The organism is Enterobacter sp. BNK-14, from assembly GCF_047456095.1.
Classification (GTDB): domain Bacteria; phylum Pseudomonadota; class Gammaproteobacteria; order Enterobacterales; family Enterobacteriaceae; genus Enterobacter; species Enterobacter kobei.
On record NZ_CP179897.1, the window covers coordinates 4,197,682 to 4,218,594 of the forward strand.

The 20,913-nt window shown below is 57.9% G+C and carries 20 protein-coding genes and 1 riboswitch; of the genes, 15 read left to right on the forward strand and 5 right to left on the reverse strand.

Annotated elements, in window-relative coordinates; translation table 11 throughout:
• Nucleotides 1-371 precede the first annotated feature (371 nt).
• Complete coding sequence (tisB, locus tag ACMGGM_RS19920; RefSeq protein ID WP_023332440.1) at nt 372-461, forward strand: type I toxin-antitoxin system toxin TisB; 90 nt, start codon at nt 372-374, stop codon at nt 459-461.
• A 52-nt stretch (nt 462-513) separates the two neighbouring features.
• Here the strand turns inward: tisB and ACMGGM_RS19925 are convergent, their stop codons facing one another.
• On the reverse strand, nt 514-1,797 hold the full coding sequence (locus tag ACMGGM_RS19925; RefSeq protein ID WP_032637155.1) for a putative acyl-CoA thioester hydrolase: 1,284 nt from the start codon (nt 1,795-1,797) through the stop codon (nt 514-516).
• A 225-nt stretch (nt 1,798-2,022) separates the two neighbouring features.
• On the opposite strand from ACMGGM_RS19925, the gene hutI reads away from it, so the two are divergent.
• The 5 genes from hutI (at nt 2,023) to hutH (ending at nt 8,265) form a co-directional block, all read left to right on the forward strand.
• Nucleotides 2,023-3,243 carry an imidazolonepropionase gene (hutI, locus tag ACMGGM_RS19930; protein ID WP_063614046.1) on the forward strand — a complete coding sequence of 407 codons (1,221 nt, stop codon included), beginning with the start codon at nt 2,023-2,025 and terminating at the stop codon, nt 3,241-3,243.
• Nucleotides 3,240-4,178 carry a formimidoylglutamase gene (gene hutG / locus ACMGGM_RS19935; RefSeq protein WP_045134241.1) on the forward strand — a complete coding sequence of 313 codons (939 nt, stop codon included), beginning with the start codon at nt 3,240-3,242 and terminating at the stop codon, nt 4,176-4,178. Before hutI ends, hutG begins: the two co-directional genes overlap by 4 nt.
• Before the next feature lie 19 nt (nt 4,179-4,197).
• The gene (locus tag ACMGGM_RS19940; protein ID WP_045134240.1) at nt 4,198-4,932 is read left to right on the forward strand and encodes a histidine utilization repressor; all 735 of its coding nucleotides are present in this window, start codon (nt 4,198-4,200) and stop codon (nt 4,930-4,932) included.
• Between the two features lie 127 nt (nt 4,933-5,059).
• On the forward strand, nt 5,060-6,748 hold the full coding sequence (hutU, locus tag ACMGGM_RS19945; RefSeq protein WP_014883069.1) for a urocanate hydratase: 1,689 nt from the start codon (nt 5,060-5,062) through the stop codon (nt 6,746-6,748).
• A complete protein-coding gene (gene hutH / locus ACMGGM_RS19950) occupies nt 6,745-8,265 on the forward strand; it encodes a histidine ammonia-lyase (protein WP_069601829.1) in 1,521 nt (506 codons plus the stop codon). Before hutU ends, hutH begins: the two co-directional genes overlap by 4 nt.
• An 83-nt stretch (nt 8,266-8,348) precedes the next feature.
• Here the strand turns inward: hutH and ACMGGM_RS19955 are convergent, their stop codons facing one another.
• Both ACMGGM_RS19955 and bioA read right to left on the reverse strand, forming a co-directional pair.
• Nucleotides 8,349-8,825: a kinase inhibitor gene (locus ACMGGM_RS19955; RefSeq protein ID WP_014883071.1), complete on the reverse strand. Its 477-nt coding sequence runs from the start codon at nt 8,823-8,825 to the stop codon at nt 8,349-8,351.
• A gap of 48 nt (nt 8,826-8,873) precedes the next feature.
• Entirely contained in the window at nt 8,874-10,163 is a 1,290-nt protein-coding gene (bioA, locus tag ACMGGM_RS19960) for an adenosylmethionine--8-amino-7-oxononanoate transaminase (RefSeq protein WP_392389252.1), read from the reverse strand.
• 86 nt (nt 10,164-10,249) lie between these two features.
• On the opposite strand from bioA, the gene bioB reads away from it, so the two are divergent.
• The 4 genes from bioB to bioD are packed head-to-tail and all read left to right on the forward strand — an operon-like array spanning nt 10,250 to nt 13,877.
• On the forward strand, nt 10,250-11,290 hold the full coding sequence (gene bioB / locus ACMGGM_RS19965; RefSeq protein ID WP_008501133.1) for a biotin synthase BioB: 1,041 nt from the start codon (nt 10,250-10,252) through the stop codon (nt 11,288-11,290).
• Complete coding sequence (bioF, locus tag ACMGGM_RS19970; protein ID WP_048997247.1) at nt 11,287-12,444, forward strand: 8-amino-7-oxononanoate synthase; 1,158 nt, start codon at nt 11,287-11,289, stop codon at nt 12,442-12,444. The genes bioB and bioF overlap by 4 nt, the downstream gene beginning before the upstream one ends.
• Complete coding sequence (gene bioC, locus ACMGGM_RS19975) at nt 12,428-13,183, forward strand: malonyl-ACP O-methyltransferase BioC (RefSeq protein ID WP_045134236.1); 756 nt, start codon at nt 12,428-12,430, stop codon at nt 13,181-13,183. The genes bioF and bioC overlap by 17 nt, the downstream gene beginning before the upstream one ends.
• Entirely contained in the window at nt 13,176-13,877 is a 702-nt protein-coding gene (gene bioD, locus ACMGGM_RS19980; RefSeq protein WP_045134235.1) for a dethiobiotin synthase, read from the forward strand. The genes bioC and bioD overlap by 8 nt, the downstream gene beginning before the upstream one ends.
• Here bioD and ACMGGM_RS19985 read toward each other — a convergent pair.
• Nucleotides 13,840-14,562, reverse strand: coding sequence for an ABC transporter ATP-binding protein (locus ACMGGM_RS19985; protein WP_023332449.1), 723 nt, complete (start codon nt 14,560-14,562; stop codon nt 13,840-13,842). The two genes, bioD and ACMGGM_RS19985, sit on opposite strands and share 38 nt — an antisense overlap.
• A gap of 750 nt (nt 14,563-15,312) precedes the next feature.
• Here ACMGGM_RS19985 and uvrB point away from each other — a divergent pair.
• On the forward strand, nt 15,313-17,328 hold the full coding sequence (gene uvrB, locus ACMGGM_RS19990; RefSeq protein ID WP_014883077.1) for an excinuclease ABC subunit UvrB: 2,016 nt from the start codon (nt 15,313-15,315) through the stop codon (nt 17,326-17,328).
• Nucleotides 17,329-17,401: 73 nt separating this feature from the next.
• Here uvrB and yvcK read toward each other — a convergent pair whose 3' ends face one another.
• Complete coding sequence (gene yvcK, locus ACMGGM_RS19995) at nt 17,402-18,310, reverse strand: uridine diphosphate-N-acetylglucosamine-binding protein YvcK (RefSeq protein ID WP_069601832.1); 909 nt, start codon at nt 18,308-18,310, stop codon at nt 17,402-17,404.
• Between the two features lie 226 nt (nt 18,311-18,536).
• Nucleotides 18,537-18,671: riboswitch (molybdenum cofactor riboswitch) on the forward strand.
• Here yvcK and moaA point away from each other — a divergent pair.
• The 4 genes from moaA (at nt 18,659) to moaD (ending at nt 20,912) form a co-directional block, all read left to right on the forward strand.
• Nucleotides 18,659-19,648, forward strand: a complete 990-nt coding sequence (gene moaA / locus ACMGGM_RS20000; protein ID WP_032637145.1) for a GTP 3',8-cyclase MoaA — start codon at nt 18,659-18,661, stop codon at nt 19,646-19,648. It overlaps the preceding riboswitch by 13 nt.
• A 24-nt stretch (nt 19,649-19,672) precedes the next feature.
• The gene (gene moaB, locus ACMGGM_RS20005; RefSeq protein WP_023292963.1) at nt 19,673-20,185 is read left to right on the forward strand and encodes a molybdenum cofactor biosynthesis protein B; all 513 of its coding nucleotides are present in this window, start codon (nt 19,673-19,675) and stop codon (nt 20,183-20,185) included.
• A gap of 3 nt (nt 20,186-20,188) precedes the next feature.
• Nucleotides 20,189-20,674 carry a cyclic pyranopterin monophosphate synthase MoaC gene (gene moaC / locus ACMGGM_RS20010; protein ID WP_014883081.1) on the forward strand — a complete coding sequence of 162 codons (486 nt, stop codon included), beginning with the start codon at nt 20,189-20,191 and terminating at the stop codon, nt 20,672-20,674.
• Entirely contained in the window at nt 20,667-20,912 is a 246-nt protein-coding gene (gene moaD / locus ACMGGM_RS20015; protein WP_014883082.1) for a molybdopterin synthase sulfur carrier subunit, read from the forward strand. The genes moaC and moaD overlap by 8 nt, the downstream gene beginning before the upstream one ends.
• The last annotated feature ends 1 nt before the right edge of the window (nt 20,913 follow it).

The following is a 20,913-nucleotide window of genomic DNA, read 5'->3' on the forward strand; positions in this document are numbered from 1 at the left end:
AACGTAACCAACCTGATTATCATAATGTTGACTTAAGACGATGTAAAATCATCACCAATGAAGAAAAGACGTTCTCAAGCGGTGGTGCGCAAAAATAACTAATATAATCAATGAGGTATTTGGTTTTTCTTTATGGATTCCTAAACTCTTCATAACTGTTTTTATGTACAGTAATGGTTTGATATCATTCTGTTCGTTGGTTTGATGTGTTGCAGTTCCGCAATTCAGGATCCTTTTTAAGTCCTAGCTGTCGGGTGGTGCCGACAGTGCCTAAACTGCGGAGCACATCAAAACATAGCCAACACACCTCTGGTGACAGGCAGCGGAAAGGTAAGGCAGAGGAGAAGTGCTCTATACCAAAGGAGTGGCGTATGAGCGGTGTGGAATGGGCAATTCTGTTCCTGCAACTCATGGTTGCGATTATGCAACTATTGGATGCGTATCTTAAGTTTGGTGCCTGACGCATTCAGTTGCAGTAAAAAGGGGGATTAAAATCCCCCTTTTACTCTCATCTTACTGCTTCGGCTCTGCAACCACCTTGCTACCCAGACCGCGGTTGTTGTATTCCCACATGCGGTTGAAGTTTGCGTCGTTCAGATTGCGCTGCACGTTCCCTTTATCATCCACCGCACCGGTATTGCCGGAGAACGGACGCTTGGAGATCGCGGCATCAGCCCACGGCTTCGCCATGTTAAAGCCTTCGTTGATCACGCTGTCGCGGATCACGACCTGACCGTTAGTGGCAGAGTCCACATCCAGGGAGCGACCCAGCTGTGCCACGCCGTCGCCGGCAGCGTTAAAGCGGCTGTTAACGGCCAGGAAGCCGTAGAACAGGTTAGACTGTGTTGCTGGCGCAAACACGTAACCTTCCTGCTGAGTGCGCGAGTTCACCACGCGGAAATCGGTGTTTTCAAATACCACCGCACCGCGACCGGACACCAGATCCACGTCACCTTCAACGTAGCTGTTGGTTACCAGCGTACGGGTCAGGCGGTTGTTCTGCAGCGTGTTCTTAACATCGCTGTTGGTCACGAAGAAGGTATTCTGACGGCCCAGAATGTTGACGTTGTTAATCTGCACCTTATCGCCATCACTACGCAGCGCGACGGCCTGGTGGGTACCGGCATCGACGCTGTCGCCGAGGGTATTTTGAATGGTCAGGTTTTGCAGCTGCAGACCATTATTTTGGGACCAGAATACCGCCGAGCACATCAGGCCAACGGTAGCGGAACGCTTGCTCTGGCAGTTATCAAACATGTACCACGCCGGTTTACCTGGCATATATTTACCGGCCGGGTTCACCAGGCGACGCCAGGTGGTGCTGTCGATTTCGGAATCAATCGCCAGGCCAATTTTCACGTCGATTGCTTTTTCGCCCAGACCGTAAAGGGTGATGCTGCCTGGTGCGGCCGGAACATACACGGTGCCTTCGTATTCGCCCGGCAGGATCGCGATGTACTGGCGAGAGGCGCTGTGTTTGGTAATGGCCGCGTCAACCGCTGCCTGAATGGACGTGTGCGTTACGCCCTGGGCGCCAGCCGGGCCAACCACGAAGTCAGGCTGTTTCGGCAGGTTAATAGAAGACGGTGTCCACGGCGCAGCGTTAGGATCCATCGCTGAGAAGTAGTGGGCACGGTCGAAGTTCTTCGCTTCATCAGCGGACAAAATCGGGCGGGACGCGGTGCCCGGTGCTACCTGCTCAGAAGGCAGCTGATCCGGTGGTGTTGAACTGCATGCGGATAAGGTCACGCCAAAGGCGAGCGCTAACGCCAGACGGGAAATCCTGGAAATGTTCAAGGTGGAGCTCCTGGGTATGCAAGTCTTAAACGGGATAGACGAAATAGCCTGCTTTTTTATACTAAGTTGAGCGAAACGGGAAGATAAAAAGGGTAAAAGTTGCATTTTTTACCCCCGGGAGGCGGGAAAGTCATCACAAATAAATAACATTTTCTACCAGAACGGTTGACAGCAGACGGCGGATGAAAATAAATGTCTATACAACCTATGACAAGTGGAATGCCCATGCAGCTTCATCCTGACGATGTAATATGGCGAAATGCGCGACTGGCAACGATGGTTCCCGATGCCTCCGCACCCTATGGTCTTAAAGCGCAACACGCCCTGGTCGTGCGCGGTCAAACCATCCTGGCCGTGATCCCTGAATCTGACATTCCTTCCGGACACCGTCACTGCATTGATCTACAGGGGCGTCTGGTGACGCCGGGGCTGATTGATTGCCATACCCATCTGGTGTTTGGCGGCGACCGCGCGGCAGAGTGGGAGCAGCGCCTGAACGGTGTCTCTTATCAAACCATCAGCGCGCAGGGCGGCGGGATTAACGCCACCGTGACGGCGACACGCAACAGTTCGCCGGAAACCCTGTTGAAGCTGGCGCAGCAGCGGCTAGAGCGTCTGATGAATGAAGGCGTTACGACCATAGAAATTAAATCGGGATACGGACTTAACGCGGATGCCGAAGAGAAAATGTTGCTGGTTGCTCGCCAGCTTAGTCTGAGTAATCTGGTCGAGATTAGCCCGACGCTTCTGGCGGCACATGCCGTCCCTGCGGAATACCGACAGGATCCGGATGCCTATCTCACGCTGGTCTGCGAGCAGATCATGCCCACGCTGTGGCAAAAAGCGTTATTTGAAGCGGTAGACGTGTTTTGTGAAAACGTCGGCTTTACCCCGTCGCAAACCGAGCGTCTTTTCCAGGCTGCCACCGCGCTGGGTATTCCGGTGAAAGGGCATGTTGAGCAGCTGTCTAATCAGGGCGGTGCGGCGCTGGTCAGCCAGTATAAAGGGCTGTCAGCGGATCATATCGAATATCTCGACGACGCAGGCATTCAGGCGATGGCGCAAAGCGGTACGGTGGCGGTATTGCTCCCCGGCGCATTCTATTTCCTTCAGGAGCGCCAGCGTCCGCCGGTTGAACAGCTCAGAAAACAGGGAGTGCCGATGGCGGTGGCCACCGACTATAACCCCGGCACCAGCCCGTTTGCGAGCCTGCACCTGGCGATGAATATGGCCTGCGTCCAGTTTAGCCTGACCCCTGAAGAGGCCTGGGCTGGCGTCACGCGACACGCCGCGCAGGCGCTGGGTCGCGGCGCAACCCACGGGCAATTGCAGGCGGGGTATGTGGCCGATTTTATCGTCTGGGATGCTGACCATCCGGTTGAGATGGTCTATGAACCGGGTCGCAATCCGTTGTATCAGCGTATTTTCCGTGGGGAGGCAGTATGAGGTTATGGCGGCCCGTAGCCGAAACGGTCTGGCAGGGGCGTGACGACAGCGCCGAGGCCAGCAATGCAAAGCGTATCTTTCAGACGATACAGCAGCAGGCGCAGTTTACGCCGCTTTCCTCTGGCATCGCGCTGCTCGGGTTTGAATGCGATGCAGGGGTTAAACGCAATCAGGGCAGGCCTGGCGCCGTGCAGGCCCCTGATATCCTGCGCAACGCGCTGGCGAATATGGCCAGCCATCAGGGACACGAACGGCTTGCGGATATGGGGTCCGTGTATGTCGAAGGTGATGAACTTGAAGCGGCACAGCGGGTTTTAAGCGATGCGGTGACGGCCTGCCAGCAGTCCGGGATGCGCACGCTGATCTTTGGCGGCGGGCACGAGACCGCCTGGGCGCATGGTCGGGGCATTCTCGATGCCTTCCCGAACGAGCGCGTGGCGGTGATTAATCTTGATGCCCATCTCGATCTGCGCAAGGCCGAGCGTGCAACATCCGGTACCCCGTTTCGTCAACTGGCCCATTACTGCGAGGACCACGGTCGGGCGTTTCGCTACGCCTGCTTTGGCGTCAGCCGGGCAGCCAACACGCAGGCACTCTGGGATGAAGCGGAACGCCTGAACGTCACGCTGGTGGAAGACTGGCATTTCAGACGCGATGCGTTATCTGCGCTGGAAAAGGTGCTGGCGCAGGCCGATCGGGTCTACCTGACTATTGACCTCGACGTTCTGCCGGCGAGCGAAATGCCTGCCGTATCCGCCCCTGCGGCGTTAGGGGTACCGGCGCTGGATCTTCTGCCGGTTATCGAACAAATCTGTCGCAGCGGTAAGCTGCAGGCCGCCGATCTGGTAGAGTTTAACCCGCAGTACGACAGGGACGGACAGGGCGCGAAGCTTGCCGCTCGTCTGGCCTGGCAAATTGCTCACTGGTGGGCATAACCCGAGTTAAGGAGTCATGATGTTTTCACGCTCGCCCCTGGCGCAGTCGAGCCCTCCTGCGCCTTTCTACGAAAAGGTGAAGCAGGCTATCAGCGAAAAAATTGCTACCGGTGTCTGGTGCCCTCACGATCGTATTCCGTCCGAGGCCGAACTGGTGGCGCAATTTGGATTTAGCCGGATGACCATCAACCGGGCGCTGCGCGAACTGACCGATGAAGGTCTTCTGGTGCGCCTGCAGGGGGTCGGCACTTTCGTGGCGGAGCCCAAAGGTCAGTCGGCGCTGTTTGAAATCCGCAGTATTGCCGATGAGATACACTCGCGAAATCATCAGCACCGCTGCGAGGTGCTGGTGCTCGAAGAGACCGAGGCGAGCGCCGAGCAGGCCGCCGAACTGAATGTTAAAGAAGGGAGCCGCATCTTCCACTCCGTGATGGTGCATTTTGAGAACGACATTCCGGTACAGATTGAAGATCGCTGCGTTAACGCAGAGCGGATACCGGAGTATCTGAGCCAGGATTACACCCAAACCACGCCGCATGCGTACCTCTCGCTGGTCGCACCGCTGACGGAAGGGGAACACATTGTGGAGGCTGTGCGCGCCACGCCGCAGGAATGTGAACGGTTGCGCATTAAAGAGCACGATCCGTGCCTGCTGATCCGCCGTCGAACCTGGTCATCATCGCAGATTGTCTCCCATGCCAGGCTGCTTTTCCCGGGTAACCGTTACCGGCTGCAGGGCCACTTTATGTCATAAGTTTTATAAGCGTGATCGCTAACGCAATATAACAAAATTGTATCTTTTTTGTTAAAACTGACCTTGTGTGTGCTTGTCTATACAAGTATATCTAAATGCATCATCTGTCCTTTATGAGGAGCACACAATGTCGTCAGGTAAATACCGCCAGCAGGATGTCCGCGCCGCGCGCGGCACCACGCTTACTGCCAAAAGCTGGCTCACCGAAGCCCCGCTGCGCATGTTGATGAATAACCTCGACCCTGAGGTGGCGGAGAACCCCCACGAGCTGGTGGTCTACGGCGGTATAGGCCGCGCCGCGCGTAACTGGGAATGCTATGACGCAATTGTAAAATCCCTGACTCATCTCGAACACGACGAAACCCTGCTGGTACAGTCCGGCAAGCCGGTCGGCGTATTCAAAACCCATAAAAACGCGCCACGCGTGCTGATCGCCAACTCTAACCTGGTGCCGCACTGGGCGACGTGGGAACACTTCAACGAGCTGGATGCCAAAGGGCTGGCGATGTATGGTCAGATGACCGCCGGGAGCTGGATCTACATTGGCAGCCAGGGGATTGTGCAAGGCACTTACGAAACCTTCGTGGAAGCCGGCCGCCAGCACTATAACGGCTCGCTGAAAGGCCGCTGGGTATTGACTGCCGGTCTCGGCGGTATGGGCGGCGCGCAGCCACTGGCTGCCACGCTTGCTGGCGCCTGCTCGCTTAACATTGAGTGCCAGCAGAGCCGCATTGATTTCCGTCTGCGTACCCGCTACGTCGACGAGCAGGCTGATAACCTCGACGATGCGCTGGCGCGCATCAAAAAATACACCTCGGAAGGCAAAGCGGTGTCGATCGCCCTGTGCGGCAACGCGGCAGAGATTCTGCCTGAACTTGTCGCCCGCGGCGTTCGCCCGGATCTCGTCACCGACCAGACCAGCGCCCATGACCCGCTGCACGGTTACCTGCCAAACGGCTGGACGTGGGAAGAATATCAGCAAAAAGCGGAAACCGACCCGGAAGGCACGGTTCTCGCCGCGAAACGTTCGATGGCTGAACACGTCTCCGCGATGCTGGCCTTCAGCAAGATGGGCATTCCGACCTTCGATTACGGCAATAACATCCGCCAGATGGCGAAAGAGATGGGCGTGACGAACGCTTTCGACTTCCCGGGCTTCGTGCCTGCCTATATTCGCCCGCTGTTCTGTCGCGGCATTGGGCCGTTCCGCTGGGTTGCACTGTCCGGTGACCCGGAGGATATCTACAAAACCGATGCCAAAGTGAAAGAGATCGTCGCGGATGACGAACATCTCCACCACTGGCTGGACATGGCGCGCGAGCGCATTAACTTCCAGGGCCTGCCGGCGCGTATCTGCTGGGTCGGTCTGGAGTGGCGGCAAAAACTGGGTCTGGCCTTCAATGAAATGGTGCGCAGCGGCGAAGTCTCCGCACCGATTGTCATTGGTCGCGACCACCTTGATTCCGGCTCCGTTGCCAGCCCTAACCGTGAAACGGAAGCCATGCGCGACGGCTCGGATGCCGTTTCAGACTGGCCGCTGCTGAATGCCCTGCTTAATACCGCCAGCGGCGCGACCTGGGTCTCGCTGCACCACGGCGGTGGCGTGGGAATGGGCTTCTCCCAGCACTCGGGGATGGTTATCGTTTGTGACGGTACCGATGAAGCCGCCGCGCGTATCGCTCGCGTGCTGCACAACGACCCGGCCACCGGCGTGATGCGTCACGCGGACGCGGGTTACGAGATTGCTATTGACTGTGCCAAAGAGCAGGGGCTAAACCTGCCGATGATCCCTGCCACACAAGGAAATCATGAATGAACGCCTTAACACTTACGCCCGGTTCCCTGACGCTTAAACAGCTGCGAAACGCCTGGCGTCAGCCGGTTACGCTCTCGCTTGATGAAAGTGCCCACGCCGCCATTAACGACAGCGTTGCCTGCGTGGAGGCCATTGTTGCCGAAGGGCGCACGGCTTACGGGATCAACACCGGGTTTGGTCTGCTGGCACAAACGCGCATTGCAACGCACGATCTGGAAAACTTACAGCGTTCGCTGGTGCTGTCTCACGCGGCGGGGGTCGGCCAGCCGCTGGATGACGAGATTGTCCGTCTGATGATGGTGCTTAAAATCAACAGCCTGGCGCGCGGTTTCTCCGGCATTCGCCTGAGCGTGATCCAGGCGCTGATGGCGCTGGTTAATGCCGACGTCTATCCGTGGATCCCGGCGAAAGGTTCCGTCGGCGCCTCCGGCGATCTTGCGCCGCTGGCGCATATGTCGCTGCTTCTGTTGGGGGAAGGGCAGGCACGCTGGCAGGGCGAATGGCTTCCTGCCAAAGAGGCGCTGAAAAAAGCCGGTTTAGCCCCGATCACCCTGGCGGCGAAGGAGGGGCTGGCGCTGCTGAACGGCACGCAGGCGTCGACCGCCTTCGCGCTGCGCGGCCTGTTTGAAGCGGAGGATCTGTTTGCCTCGGCGGTGGTGTGCGGCGCGCTCACTACTGAAGCCGTGCTGGGTTCGCGTCGTCCGTTCGACGCCCGCATCCACGAGGTGCGCGGCCAGCGCGGCCAGATTGACGCCGCCGCCATGTATCGCCACGTGCTCACCGACACCAGCGAAATTGCGGATTCACACCACAACTGTGAAAAAGTGCAGGATCCGTACTCTCTGCGCTGCCAGCCGCAGGTGATGGGCGCGTGCCTGACGCAGCTGCGCCAGGCCGCAGAGGTACTGCTGATAGAGGCCAACGCGGTATCCGATAACCCGCTGGTCTTCGCCCAGGAAAACGAGGTGGTCTCCGGCGGTAACTTCCACGCCGAGCCGGTGGCGATGGCGGCGGATAATATCGCCCTGGCCATTGCCGAAATTGGCGCGTTGTCAGAACGCCGTATCGCGCTGATGATGGATAAACATATGTCGCAGCTGCCACCGTTCCTGGTGCGTAACGGCGGGGTCAACTCGGGCTTTATGATTGCCCAGGTGACGGCTGCCGCGCTGGCGAGTGAAAACAAAGCGCTGTCGCACCCGCACAGTGTCGACAGCCTGCCAACCTCGGCGAACCAGGAGGACCACGTCTCGATGGCCCCGGCTGCCGGACGTCGTCTCTGGGAGATGGCCGCCAACACCCGCGGCGTGCTGGCGGTGGAATGGCTGGCGGCAAGTCAGGGTATTGATTTGCGTGAAGGGCTGAAATCCAGCCCGCTGCTGGAGCAGGCGCGTCAGGCGCTTCGTGAGCACGTATCGCATTACGATGACGACCGCTTCTTTGCGCCGGACATTGATAAAGCGATGCAGCTTCTGGAAGAGGGACGGCTGGTAGGGCTGCTACCTTCCGTGCTGTGATTCGTGCCCGGTGGCGCTGCGCTTACCGGGCCTACGAGTGCAAAATGTAGGCCGGGTAAGGCGTAGTCGCCACCCGGCTTTTTTTACGAATACATCGCCGTAATCGACGCGCTACCAAGCGAATGGAAATGCACGTTAAAGCCTACCATCGCGCCACTCGCGCCTTCATCGACCTCAATCTTGTCCACATCCAGCGCATGCACCGTGAAGATATAGCGGTGGGTTTCCCCTTTTGGTGGCGCCGCGCCGCCGTAGCCCGCTTTACCAAAGTCAGTGCGCGTCTGAATAGCGCCTTCCGGCAGGGCGACCAGGCCGGAGCCGGAACCCTGCGGCAGCACGCGCGTGTCGGCAGGCAGGTTTGCTACGATCCAGTGCCACCAACCGGAGCCGGTTGGTGCATCCGGGTCGTAACAGGTCACGACAAAGCTTTTCGTGCCAGCCGGAACCTCATCCCACGCCAGGTGCGGGGAGATATTATCGCCCTGATACCCCATGCCGTTGAAAACGTGGCGTTCCGGCAGCTTTTCGCCGTCGCGCAGATCTTTGCTGATGATTTTCATACGGTTTACCCTCGTTAATCACTCGTTCTCGAAGTGTAACGCATAGGGCTAAATCGTGAAATGCGCGGGTATGTTGACCGCGTCGACTACCGCGGCGGTGAGCTTACGCAGCTGCTCAGCAGTGATGATATACGGCGGCATCAGGTAGATCAGCTTGCCGAAAGGCCGCACCCAGACGCCCTGCTCAACGAAGAAGCGCTGCAGCGCCGCCATATTCACCGGATGCGTGGTTTCAATTACCCCGATGGCGCCCAGCACGCGCACGTCCGCCACAAAATGGGCACCCGAGGCGGCGCTCAGCTCGTCTTTCAGCTGCGCTTCAATCACCGCGACCTGCGTCTGCCACTCGCCGCTCTCCAGTATGGCGAGGCTTTCACTGGCGACGGCGCAGGCCAGTGGGTTGCCCATAAACGTCGGACCGTGCATAAAGCAGCCCGCGTCGCCGTCGCTGATGGTGTCGGCAACATGACGGGTCGTGAGGGTGGCCGAGAGCGTCATGGTGCCGCCAGTCAGCGCTTTGCCCAGGCATAAAATATCCGGGGCGATACCCGCATGCTCGCAGGCAAACAGCTTCCCGGTGCGGCCAAAGCCGGTGGCGATTTCATCGGCAATCAGCAGAATGCCCTCGCGGTCGCACATCTTGCGAATACGCTTCAGCCATTCCGGATGATACATCCGCATTCCGCCTGCGCCCTGCACAATCGGCTCCAGGATCACGGCGGCGATATCATGACGATGTGCCGCCATGAGTCGCGCGAAGCCAACCATGTCCATCTCGTTCCACTCGCCGTCGAAGCGGCTTTGCGGGGCAGGCGCGAACAGGTTTTCCGGCAGGTACCCTTTCCACAGGCTGTGCATGGAGTTATCCGGGTCGCAGACCGACATCGCCCCGAAGGTGTCACCATGATAGCCATTGCGGAACGTGAGGAAGCGCTGGCGCGTTTCGCCTCTGGCGTGCCAGTACTGCAGCGCCATTTTCATCGCCACTTCCACCGCCACGGAGCCGGAATCGGCCAGGAAGACACACTCCAGCGATTCAGGGGTCATTGCCACCAGGCGACGGCACAAATCCACCGCAGGTTGATGGGTGATCCCGCCAAACATGACGTGCGACATCTGGTCAATCTGGGCCTTCATCGCCGTGTTCAGGCGCGGGTGGTTATACCCGTGAATGGCCGCCCACCAGGAGGACATCCCGTCGACGAGCTGTTCACCGCTGGCAAGGTGCAGCTCGCAGCCGTGGGCCGAGGCCACCGGATAGACGGGAAGAGGGCGGGTGGTGGAGGTGTAAGGGTGCCAGATATGCTGCTTGTCGAAGGCGAGATCGTCCTGGGTCATAATCGACTTGTAAACCATTTTGAAAAGTTTTAGGTTTACGAGTATAAACCGAACCGAAAATTAACAAAACCCTTTGGAGAAGCCCGATGGCTCACCACGCACGCTGGACGATGTCGCAAGTTACTGAATTATTCAATAAACCTTTCCTTGAGCTGATGTTTGAAGCCCAACAGGTGCATCGTCAGCACTTCGATCCGCGCCATGTTCAGGTCAGCACGCTGCTGTCGATCAAGACCGGCGCCTGTCCTGAAGACTGCAAATATTGCCCACAGAGCGCACGCTATAAAACCGGTCTTGAATCCGAACGCCTGATGGAAGTAGAGCAGGTGCTCGACTCCGCGCGTAAGGCGAAAAACGCCGGCTCGACACGCTTCTGCATGGGGGCGGCGTGGAAGAACCCGCACGATCGCGATATGCCGTATCTGGAGCAGATGGTGAAAGGGGTGAAGGAGATGGGCCTCGAAGCCTGTATGACGCTCGGAACGCTGAACGAAGAACAGGCGCAGCGCCTCTCGGCGGCAGGACTGGATTACTACAACCATAACCTCGATACCTCGCCGGAGTTTTACGGCAACATCATCACCACGCGCACCTATCAGGAGCGTCTGGATACGCTGGACAAAGTGCGTGACGCGGGGATCAAAGTCTGTTCCGGCGGTATTGTGGGCTTAGGTGAAACGGTGAAAGATCGTGCGGGTCTGCTGCTGCAGCTGGCGAACCTGCCAACGCCGCCGGAAAGCGTCCCGATTAACATGCTGGTGAAGGTCAAAGGCACGCCGCTGGCGGATAACGAAGACGTGGACGCGTTTGATTTTATTCGCACTATCGCGGTGGCGCGCATCATGATGCCGACCTCTTATGTACGCCTTTCTGCGGGCCGTGAGCAGATGAACGAGCAGACCCAGGCAATGTGCTTTATGGCCGGGGCCAACTCCATCTTCTACGGCTGCAAGCTGCTGACCACGCCGAACCCGGAGGAAGACAAAGACGTTCAGCTGTTCCGCAAGCTGGGGCTGAACCCGCATCAGACCGAGGTGCTGACGGGCGATAACGAGCAACAGCAGCAGCTGGAGCAGCAGATTTTCAATGCCGACACCGACCAGTTCTACAACGCGGCAGCAGTATGACCTGGCAGGCACGTATCCAGTCGGCGCTCGACGAGCGTCGGGCGACTGATGCGTTTCGCGTACGCAAGGTGGTCGAAAACGGCGCAGGCCGTTTTCTGACCCGCGACAGTCGGCGTTACCGTAACTTCTCCAGTAACGATTATCTCGGTCTTAGCCAGCATCCGGCTATCGTTCGCGCCTGGCAGCAGGGGGCAGAGCGGTTTGGCGTGGGCAGCGGTGGATCGGGGCACGTTAGCGGCTACACCCCGGCACATCAGGCGCTGGAGGAGGCGCTTGCCGACTGGCTGGACTACCCGCGCGCGCTGTTGTTTATTTCGGGTTTTGCCGCCAATCAGGCGGTGATTACCGCCCTGATGGGGAAGGACGACCGCATTGTCGCCGACCGCTTAAGCCATGCCTCGCTGCTGGAAGCGGCAAGTTTGAGTCCGGCTCAGCTGCGCCGCTTTGCCCATAACGATGCGGGGCAACTCGCTGCGCTGCTGGATAAACCGTGCGAGGGGCAACAGCTGGTGGTCACGGAAGGGGTATTCAGCATGGACGGCGACAGCGCACCGCTTGCCGTACTGCACGAGGCTGCCAGACAGCAACATGCCTGGCTGCTGGTCGACGATGCCCACGGTATCGGCGTGACGGGTGATGAAGGGCGGGGAAGTGTTCACCAGCAAGGCGTCAGACCGGAGCTGCTGATAGTCACTTTCGGCAAAGGCTTTGGCGTGAGTGGCGCCGCCGTACTGTGCAGTGAGTCCGTTGCAGACTATCTGCTGCAGTTTGCCCGGCACCTGATCTACAGCACCAGCATGCCACCGGCGCAGGCCGTGGCGTTGTCTGCGTCCCTGGCCGTCATTCGTAGCGCAGAAGGGGAGGAACGTCGCCAGCGGCTGGCAGAGCATATCTGCCGCTTCCGTCAGGGACTGGCGGCGCTTCCTTTCCGCAGTACTGATTCGCAAAGTGCCATCCAGCCGGTGATCGTAGGGGAAAACGCGCAGGCGCTCTCCCTGGCACAAACGCTGCGCGATCGGGAGATGTGGGTCACGGCTATTCGTCCGCCCACCGTACCGCCGGGCACGGCGCGTCTGCGGCTCACGCTGACGGCGGCGCACGAGACCGAGGATATTGCTGCACTGCTGGAGGCGCTGCATGTTGCCAGTCAATAAGCAGGCCATTGCGGCGGCGTTCGGCCGGGCCGCGCGCAGCTATTCACAGCACGATGAACTGCAGCGCCAGAGCGCACAGGGGCTGATGACGTTGCTCGGCGAGAGGCGCTTTACCCAGGTGCTTGACGCCGGGTGCGGCCCCGGCGGGAATAGCCGACTCTGGCGCGAGGCGGGAAGTCACGTGACGGCCATCGACCTGTCTCCCGCTATGCTGGATGAGGCGCGCCAGCAGCAGGCTGCGCATCGTTATCTGGTGGCGGATATCGAGGCGATTCCGCTGGCGGACGCGCAATTCGATCTGGTCTGGAGCCATCTGGCGGTGCAGTGGTGCAGCAGCCTGCCGCAGGCGTTGAGCGAGCTTTACCGCGTCGCCTGCCCGGGCGGCAAGGTGGCGTTTACCACGCTACTGGAAAGCTCGTTACCGGAGCTCAATCAGGCATGGCAGTCGGTGGATGAACAGCCGCACGCCAACCGCTTTTTGTCATATGAGCAGGTTACGCAGGCCCTGGCAGGCTGGCGCTGTCGCAGTACGGTGCAGACCATCACTCTCGATTTTAGCGATGCTTTAAGCGCGATGCGCTCGCTGAAGGGCATTGGCGCCACGCATCTGCATGCCGGGCGCGAGAAAAAACCGCTGACCCGGGGCCAGCTGCAGCGCCTTGAGCTGGCCTGGCCGCAGCAGCGGGGCCAGTTCCCGCTCTCTTATCAACTTTTTCATGGGATTATTGAACGTGACTGAACGTTATTTTGTCACCGGGACGGATACGGAAGTGGGCAAGACGGTTGCCAGCGCTGCCCTTTTGCAGGCGGCGCGAAAGCTTTGGAAAAACACCGCCGGGTATAAGCCTGTGGCTTCCGGCAGCGAGATGACGGCGGAGGGGTTACGTAACACCGACGCGCTGGCGCTTCAGCGTAACAGCACGCTCGAACTCGCCTATTCAGCGGTGAACCCGTATACCTTTGCCGAGCCTACCTCGCCGCACATTATCAGCGCCGATGAAGGCCGTCCGATTGATTTTACCGTGCTCTCTGCCGGGTTACGAACCCTGGAAAGCCAGGCCGACTGGGTGCTGGTGGAAGGTGCAGGCGGGTGGTTTACGCCGCTCTCTCAGGACCAGACGTTTGCTGACTGGGTGCAGGCCGAGCAACTCCCGGTCATACTCGTTGTCGGCGTCAAGCTCGGCTGTATTAACCACGCCATGTTGACGGCGCAGGCCGTTCAGCAGGCAGGGCTGCGTCTCGCGGGCTGGATAGCCAACGACGTGGTCACGCCGGGCAAGCGACACCATGAGTATCTGACGACCCTCAAACGGGTGCTCCCCGCGCCATTCCTGGGGGAGATCCCCTGGCTTGCGGACGATGCCGAACAGGCCGAAACCGGTCAGTATCTTGACCTCAGCGTCTTGCTTCCAGCGACATCCAGTGGGCAATAAGCTCATCGTTGAGTTCGTTAACGTGGCCCTGTGCCACGTTACGTCCGCGGTAGAGCATGCAAAACCGATCCGCTACCCGGCGGATAAACGACAGCTGCTGTTCTGCTAGCAGCACCGTCATCCCAAGCTCCCGGTTTAGCCGTACCAGCAGTTGTGCAAGCTTATGGGCAAAGCCCTGGCCGGCACCGTGCATAGGTTCATCCAGAATCAACATACGCGGGCGATTGACCAGCGCATTTGCCAGAGCAAGCTGATACTGCGCCTCTGGCGAAAGGGCGTTGCCTCGCGTCTGACGCAGCGCGTAAAGTTCGGGAAAGAGCTCGTACACTTCACTTTTCGCTGCCGGGTCGGATTTATCCATCGCCCGCATGGCAATGTGCAAATTTTCCTCAATCGTCAGCTGAGAAAAAATCCGCCTGTCCTGCGGGACATAGCCAATCCCCGGTCCGGAACGTTGTTCGGCCGTCTGGCTGAGTAAATCACGCGGCGGCGCACCCGCTTCATGCCAGATGATGGTGCCGCTATCCACGGGCACTTTCCCGGCAATGCAATTCATTAGGGTGGTTTTTCCCATCCCTGGCAGGCCAACAACGCCGGTACACATCCCTTGCGGAAAATCTAAATCCACGTTCCATAGCGTATGTTGGCTTCCGTAAAACTGATTCACTGCACGCAGACTCAACATCTTTCTCTCCTTAAAAATGTGTCGGTGATGCTCGGTTTTTGATTGTGCAAAACCCCTGCCAGAAACCGTGAAGTGATTAAAAAAGCGGCTTTTTTAAGAATGTTCCACCCTTAAGTGGGGTAAGGAAACCGGGAATTGCACATCGACGGTGCTGGCGGTGTTGAGTCGTGGTGCAGGGGAAAATGGCGGAAATGTGAGCAAGATCCCATCAGGTGGTTATGAATGACGCAACTGTTTATCGACAAAAAATAGCGATAAAAATTTTTTGTTGCCGTCCCGTGGGAAAATCCGGGAATTTGCCGAGCGGCACTCTGCACGGGCTGGAAGCAGTTATCCACTATTCCTGTGGATAACCATGTGCATTAGAGTTAGAAAACACGCGATAAGCGAGAGAAGACGCGGCTTTCGCCCAAATTGACGCGAAACGCGGCTTTAGAAAATATCGTTTAAAATTTAATTGCTTAGATAAAAGCAATTACCGTAATGAAAGTGTCACGCGCTGCCATAAAACTCTCATAACCTGGCTTGACAAATGTTAAAAAAGAAAAAGTTCTGGGGATAACCCACGTTGACTGGTTTTTTATCTCGTCAGAGTCGAAATTTTATCCATTAACGCGCTAATCCTTAAGCCGCTATGCTAAATATCCTGACATGCTACTGGTTTTTCATCCAGTGTTTTTTACTGGCATTCCTGGCAACAACGAGTAAAATTACTCACCTGCCGCTTATAACGTCATCAGGTCGTCGCCCATGAGTAAACCGTTCAAACTGAATTCTGCTTTCCGTCCATCTGGCGATCAGCCTGAGGCGATCCGTCGTCTGGAAGAGGGGCTGGAAGATGGGCTTGCGCACCAGACGCTGCTGGGGGTAACCGGTTCCGGTAAAACGTTCACCATCGCCAACGTGATCGCGGATCTGCAGCGCCCTACGATGGTGCTTGCCCCCAACAAAACCCTCGCGGCACAGCTTTACGGCGAGATGAAAGAGTTCTTCCCGGAGAACGCCGTTGAGTATTTCGTCTCCTACTACGATTACTACCAGCCGGAAGCCTATGTGCCGAGCTCTGACACCTTCATCGAGAAAGATGCCTCAGTGAACGAACACATCGAGCAGATGCGACTGTCGGCGACCAAGGCGCTTCTGGAGCGTCGCGATGTGGTTGTGGTGGCGTCGGTTTCGGCGATTTACGGCCTGGGCGACCCGGACCTCTATCTGAAGATGATGCTCCACCTGACGCAGGGGATGATCATCGATCAGCGTGCGATTTTGCGCCGACTGGCGGAGTTGCAGTACACCCGTAACGACCAGGCATTTCAGCGCGGAACGTTCCGCGTGCGCGGGGAGGTGATCGACATCTTCCCGGCGGAATCGGACGATATGGCGCTGCGCGTTGAGCTGTTTGATGAAGAGGTTGAACGTTTATCGTTGTTTGACCCGCTAACCGGTCACGTTGAGTCGGTGATCCAGCGTTTTACCATCTACCCTAAAACGCACTACGTGACGCCGCGCGAGCGTATCGTGCAGGCGATGGAAGAGATCAAAGTGGAGCTGGCTGAACGCCGTAAGGTGCTTCTGGCGAACAATAAGCTGCTGGAAGAGCAGCGCCTGAGCCAGCGAACCCAGTTCGATCTGGAGATGATGAACGAGCTCGGCTACTGCTCCGGTATTGAAAACTACTCCCGTTTCCTCTCAGGTCGTGGGCCGGGTGAGCCGCCGCCGACGCTTTTTGACTACCTCCCGGCCGACGGCTTGCTGGTGATAGACGAATCCCACGTCACCATTCCGCAGATTGGCGGGATGTACCGCGGTGACCGCGCGCGTAAAGAGACGCTGGTGGAGTACGGCTTCCGTCTGCCGTCGGCACTGGATAACCGGCCGATGAAGTTTGAAGAGTTTGAGGCGCTGGCGCCGCAGACTATCTACGTGTCGGCCACGCCGGGCAACTACGAGCTGGAGAAATCGGGCGATGAGGTGATTGATCAGGTGGTTCGTCCGACCGGGCTGCTGGATCCGATTATCGAAGTGCGTCCGGTGGCGACCCAGGTGGACGATCTGCTCTCTGAGATCCGCAAGCGTGCCGCCATCAACGAGCGTGTGCTGGTGACCACGCTCACCAAGCGTATGGCGGAAGACCTGACGGAGTACCTGGAAGAGCACGGCGAGAAGGTGCGTTATCTGCACTCGGATATCGATACCGTGGAGCGTATGGAGATCATCCGCGATCTGCGTCTGGGTGAGTTTGACGTGCTGGTAGGGATCAACCTGTTGCGAGAGGGGCTGGATATGCCGGAAGTCTCGCTGGTGGCGATTCTGGACGCGGATAAAGAGGGCTTCCTGCGTTCCGAGCGCTCGCTGATCCAGACCATTGGCCGCGCCGCGCGTAACGTCAATGGCAAAGCGATTCTCTACGGCGACAAAATTACCCCGTCGATGGCGAAAGCGATTGGCGAAACGGAACGCCGCCGTGAGAAACAGCAGCGCTATAACGAAGAGCACGGCATTACTCCGCAGGGGCTGAACAAGAAAGTGGTGGATATTCTGGCGCTCGGTCAGAACATTGCGAAGACCAAAGCGAAAGGCCGCGGCAAGGCGCGTTCCGTGGTGGAAGAAGATACCGTCGTACTGACGCCGAAAGCGCTGCAGCAGAAGATCCACGAGCTGGAGGCGCAGATGATGCAGCACGCCCAGAACCTGGAGTTCGAAGAGGCGGCACAGATCCGCGATCAGCTTCATCAGCTGCGGGATTTGTTTATTGCGGCATCGTGAGTTGGTGATGTGTTTTCTCCCTCTCCCTGTGGGAGAGGGCCGGGGTGAGGGCAACAGGCCGCATAAAACGAACCTAACCCAGCGCCTGAATCGCCTTCTCCAGCGCTTCGCGCAGCAGATGGCGGTCGTGGCGGTATTTAATATCGCTGGCCTCCAGCGGCACCTGAATCACCACCCGCTCGCCGATACCGGAGACATCCACCTTAGGCCCAACCACCACGCCGTCGATGATTTTCTTGCCGACGTACTGCTCCACCAGGCTCAGTTTGTCTGCCAGCGACAGGCTTGCCGCCGCCGGGCTCAGCTCACGCCCCAGATTACCGATGTAAACCATCGGAGCAGGGGTGCGACGCAGCGCCTGCGCCAGCTCTTTGACCAGCAGGATCGGCATCAGGCTGGTATAAAAACTGCCCGGGCCAATCAGGATTAAATCCGCTTCGCCAATCGCTTCGACGGCTTCACGCGTTGCCGGTACGCTCGGGTAGGTCATCAGCTCTTTTGGCGGCAGCAGAAGCTGGTCGATATTCACTTCGCCGTACACTTCGTGATCGTCAGCATCAATGGCCATTAAATCCACCGGCTGTTCAGACATCGGGATCAGGAACGCATCCACTTTCAGCAGATTTCGTATCAAGTTGATGGCTTCAAGCGGGCGCACGCTCAGGTGATCCAGCGCCTTAAGCATTAAATTTCCAAGGTTATGCCCGGAAAGTTCCCCATTACCGCCAAAACGGTACTCAAACATCGCTGATGCGACGCTCGGTTCGGTAATCAGCTGGTTGAGACAGTTGCGCATATCCCCCCAGGCGATGCCGCCTTCGGCACGTCTGATCCGCCCGGTTGAGCCGCCATTATCGGTGGTTGTCACTATCCCTGTCAGCCTTGAGCCCAGTGACGACAAAGAGGACATCACCCGGCCCAGACCGTGGCCTCCGCCAAGAGCGACCACTCGGTCAAGATCCGCAAAAGTGCGATTGCGCATACCAATTCCTTATCACGTTTGATCTGCGTAACACTACCTGAACTACCCCTAAAAGACGATGCCTCATACGAAGCAAAATGACGTATATCAATGCGAAAAGAAGGTTTTTAGGTAATCTGTAGCGAAAATGCACGATTGAGTCGCTATATACATAATTATATAGCGAAAGGCGATGATGGCGAAGTGAGAATTTCCGCGCTACTATCGCCATAACCACGTTTTCGAATTTGAAAACATACACTCTAGCCTTTGTGCCTGTGTCGAAAGATATGGCGCTCTGGCCGTGGCGGATCTGCCACCAGGGTACAGAAAGAAATGACTGTGCCTCCCGTATCTGGAAAGGTGTACATGGCTTCACAACTGACTGATGCTTTCGCGCGTAAGTTTTATTACTTACGTCTGTCTATTACCGATGTGTGCAACTTCCGTTGCACCTACTGCCTGCCCGACGGTTACAAACCGGGCAGCGTCACCAATAACGGCTTTCTCTCCGTGGATGAGGTGCGCCGCGTTACGCGCGCGTTCTCCGGGCTTGGCACCGAAAAGGTCAGGCTGACCGGAGGCGAACCTTCTCTGCGCCGTGATTTCCCCGACATCATTGCCGCCGTGCGTGAAAACGAACATATCCGCCAGATTGCGGTGACCACCAACGGTTACCGGATGGCGCGTGATGTGGCGACCTGGCGCGACGCGGGCTTAACCGCCATCAACGTCAGCGTGGACAGCCTCGATGCCCGCCAGTTTCACGCCATTACCGGCCAGGACAAGTTCCGCCAGGTGATGGACGGCATCGACGCGGCATTTGCGGCCGGGTTCGAGAAAGTCAAAGTCAATACGGTGCTGATGCGTGATGTGAACCATCATCAGCTCGATACCTTCCTGGCGTGGATAAAATCTCGCCCAATCCAGCTGCGTTTTATCGAGCTGATGGAAACCGGTGAGGGCAGTGACCTGTTCCGCCGCCATCACATTTCCGGCATGGTGTTGCGCGACGAGCTGCTCAAACGCGGCTGGATCCACCAGATCCGCCAGCGCAGCGACGGCCCGGCGCAGGTCTTCTGCCACCCGGATTACGAGGGTGAGATTGGGCTTATCATGCCCTATGAGAAAGACTTCTGCGCCAGCTGTAACCGTCTGCGCGTCTCCTCCGTGGGCAAGCTCCATCTCTGCCTCTTCGGCGACGGCGGCGTAGATCTGCGCGATCTGCTGGAAGACGATACTCAGCAGGAAGCGCTTGAAGCGCGCATTTCTGAAGCGCTGACGCACAAAAAACAGACCCACTTCCTGCATCAGGGCAACACCGGCATTACTCAGAACCTGTCTTATATTGGCGGGTGATCAGGCTTAAGAAGGAATCAGAAGATGAGTCAGGTAAGCGCAGAATTTATCCCGACACGCATTGCTATTCTTACCGTTTCCGACCGCCGTGGCGAAGAGGATGATACGTCCGGCCACTGGCTGCGCGAGGCGGCCCATGATGCGGGGCATCACATCGTCGATAAAGCGATTGTGAAAGAGAACCGCTACGCCATTCGCGCGCAGGTTTCGCAGTGGATTGCCAGCGATGAAGTGCAGGTGGTATTGATCACCGGCGGCACCGGTTTTACCGCAGGCGATCAGGCGCCTGAAGCGCTGATCCCGCTGTTTGACCGCGAAGTGGAAGGCTTCGGCGAAGTATTCCGCATGCTCTCCTTTGAGGAGATTGGTACCTCCACGCTGCAATCGCGCGCCGTCGCCGGGGTGGCCAACAACACCCTGATTTTCGCCATGCCGGGCTCGACCAAAGCCTGCCGCACCGCATGGGAAAACATCATCGCCCCGCAGCTGGATGCCCGTACCCGTCCGTGTAATTTCCATCCCCATTTAAAGAAATAAGCTATGTCACAACTGACCCACATTAACGCCGCCGGCGAAGCGCATATGGTGGATGTCTCCGCCAAAGCGGAAACGGTGCGCGAGGCGCGCGCGGAAGCGTTCGTTACCATGCAGCCGGAAACGCTGGCGATGATTATCGACGGCAGCCACCACAAGGGTGACGTCTTTGCCACCGCCCGCATCGCCGGTATTCAGGCCGCCAAGCGCACCTGGGACCTCATTCCCCTTTGCCATCCGCTGATGCTTAGCAAGGTGGAAGTGAACCTGCAGGCGCAGCCGGAGCATAATCGGGTGCGCATTGAGTCCCTGTGCCGCTTAACCGGGAAGACCGGCGTTGAGATGGAAGCCCTGACGGCAGCCTCCGTTGCCGCGCTGACCATCTACGACATGTGTAAAGCGGTGCAGAAAGATATGGTGATTGGCCCGGTTCGCCTGCTGGCAAAAAGCGGCGGCAAATCCGGTGATTTTAAGGTGGACAGCCATGATTAAGGTGCTCTTTTTTGCCCAGGTGCGCGAGCTGGTGAATACCGACAGCCTGACGCTGGAGGGCTCTTTTGAAAACGTCGCCGCCCTGCGTGCGCATCTGGCCGCACAGGGCGAACGCTGGGCGCTGGCGCTGGACGAAAGTAAGCTGCTGGCCGCCGTGAACCAGACGCTGGTTGAGTTCAGCCATCCACTAACCGCAGGGGATGAAGTGGCCTTCTTTCCGCCGGTCACAGGGGGTTAAG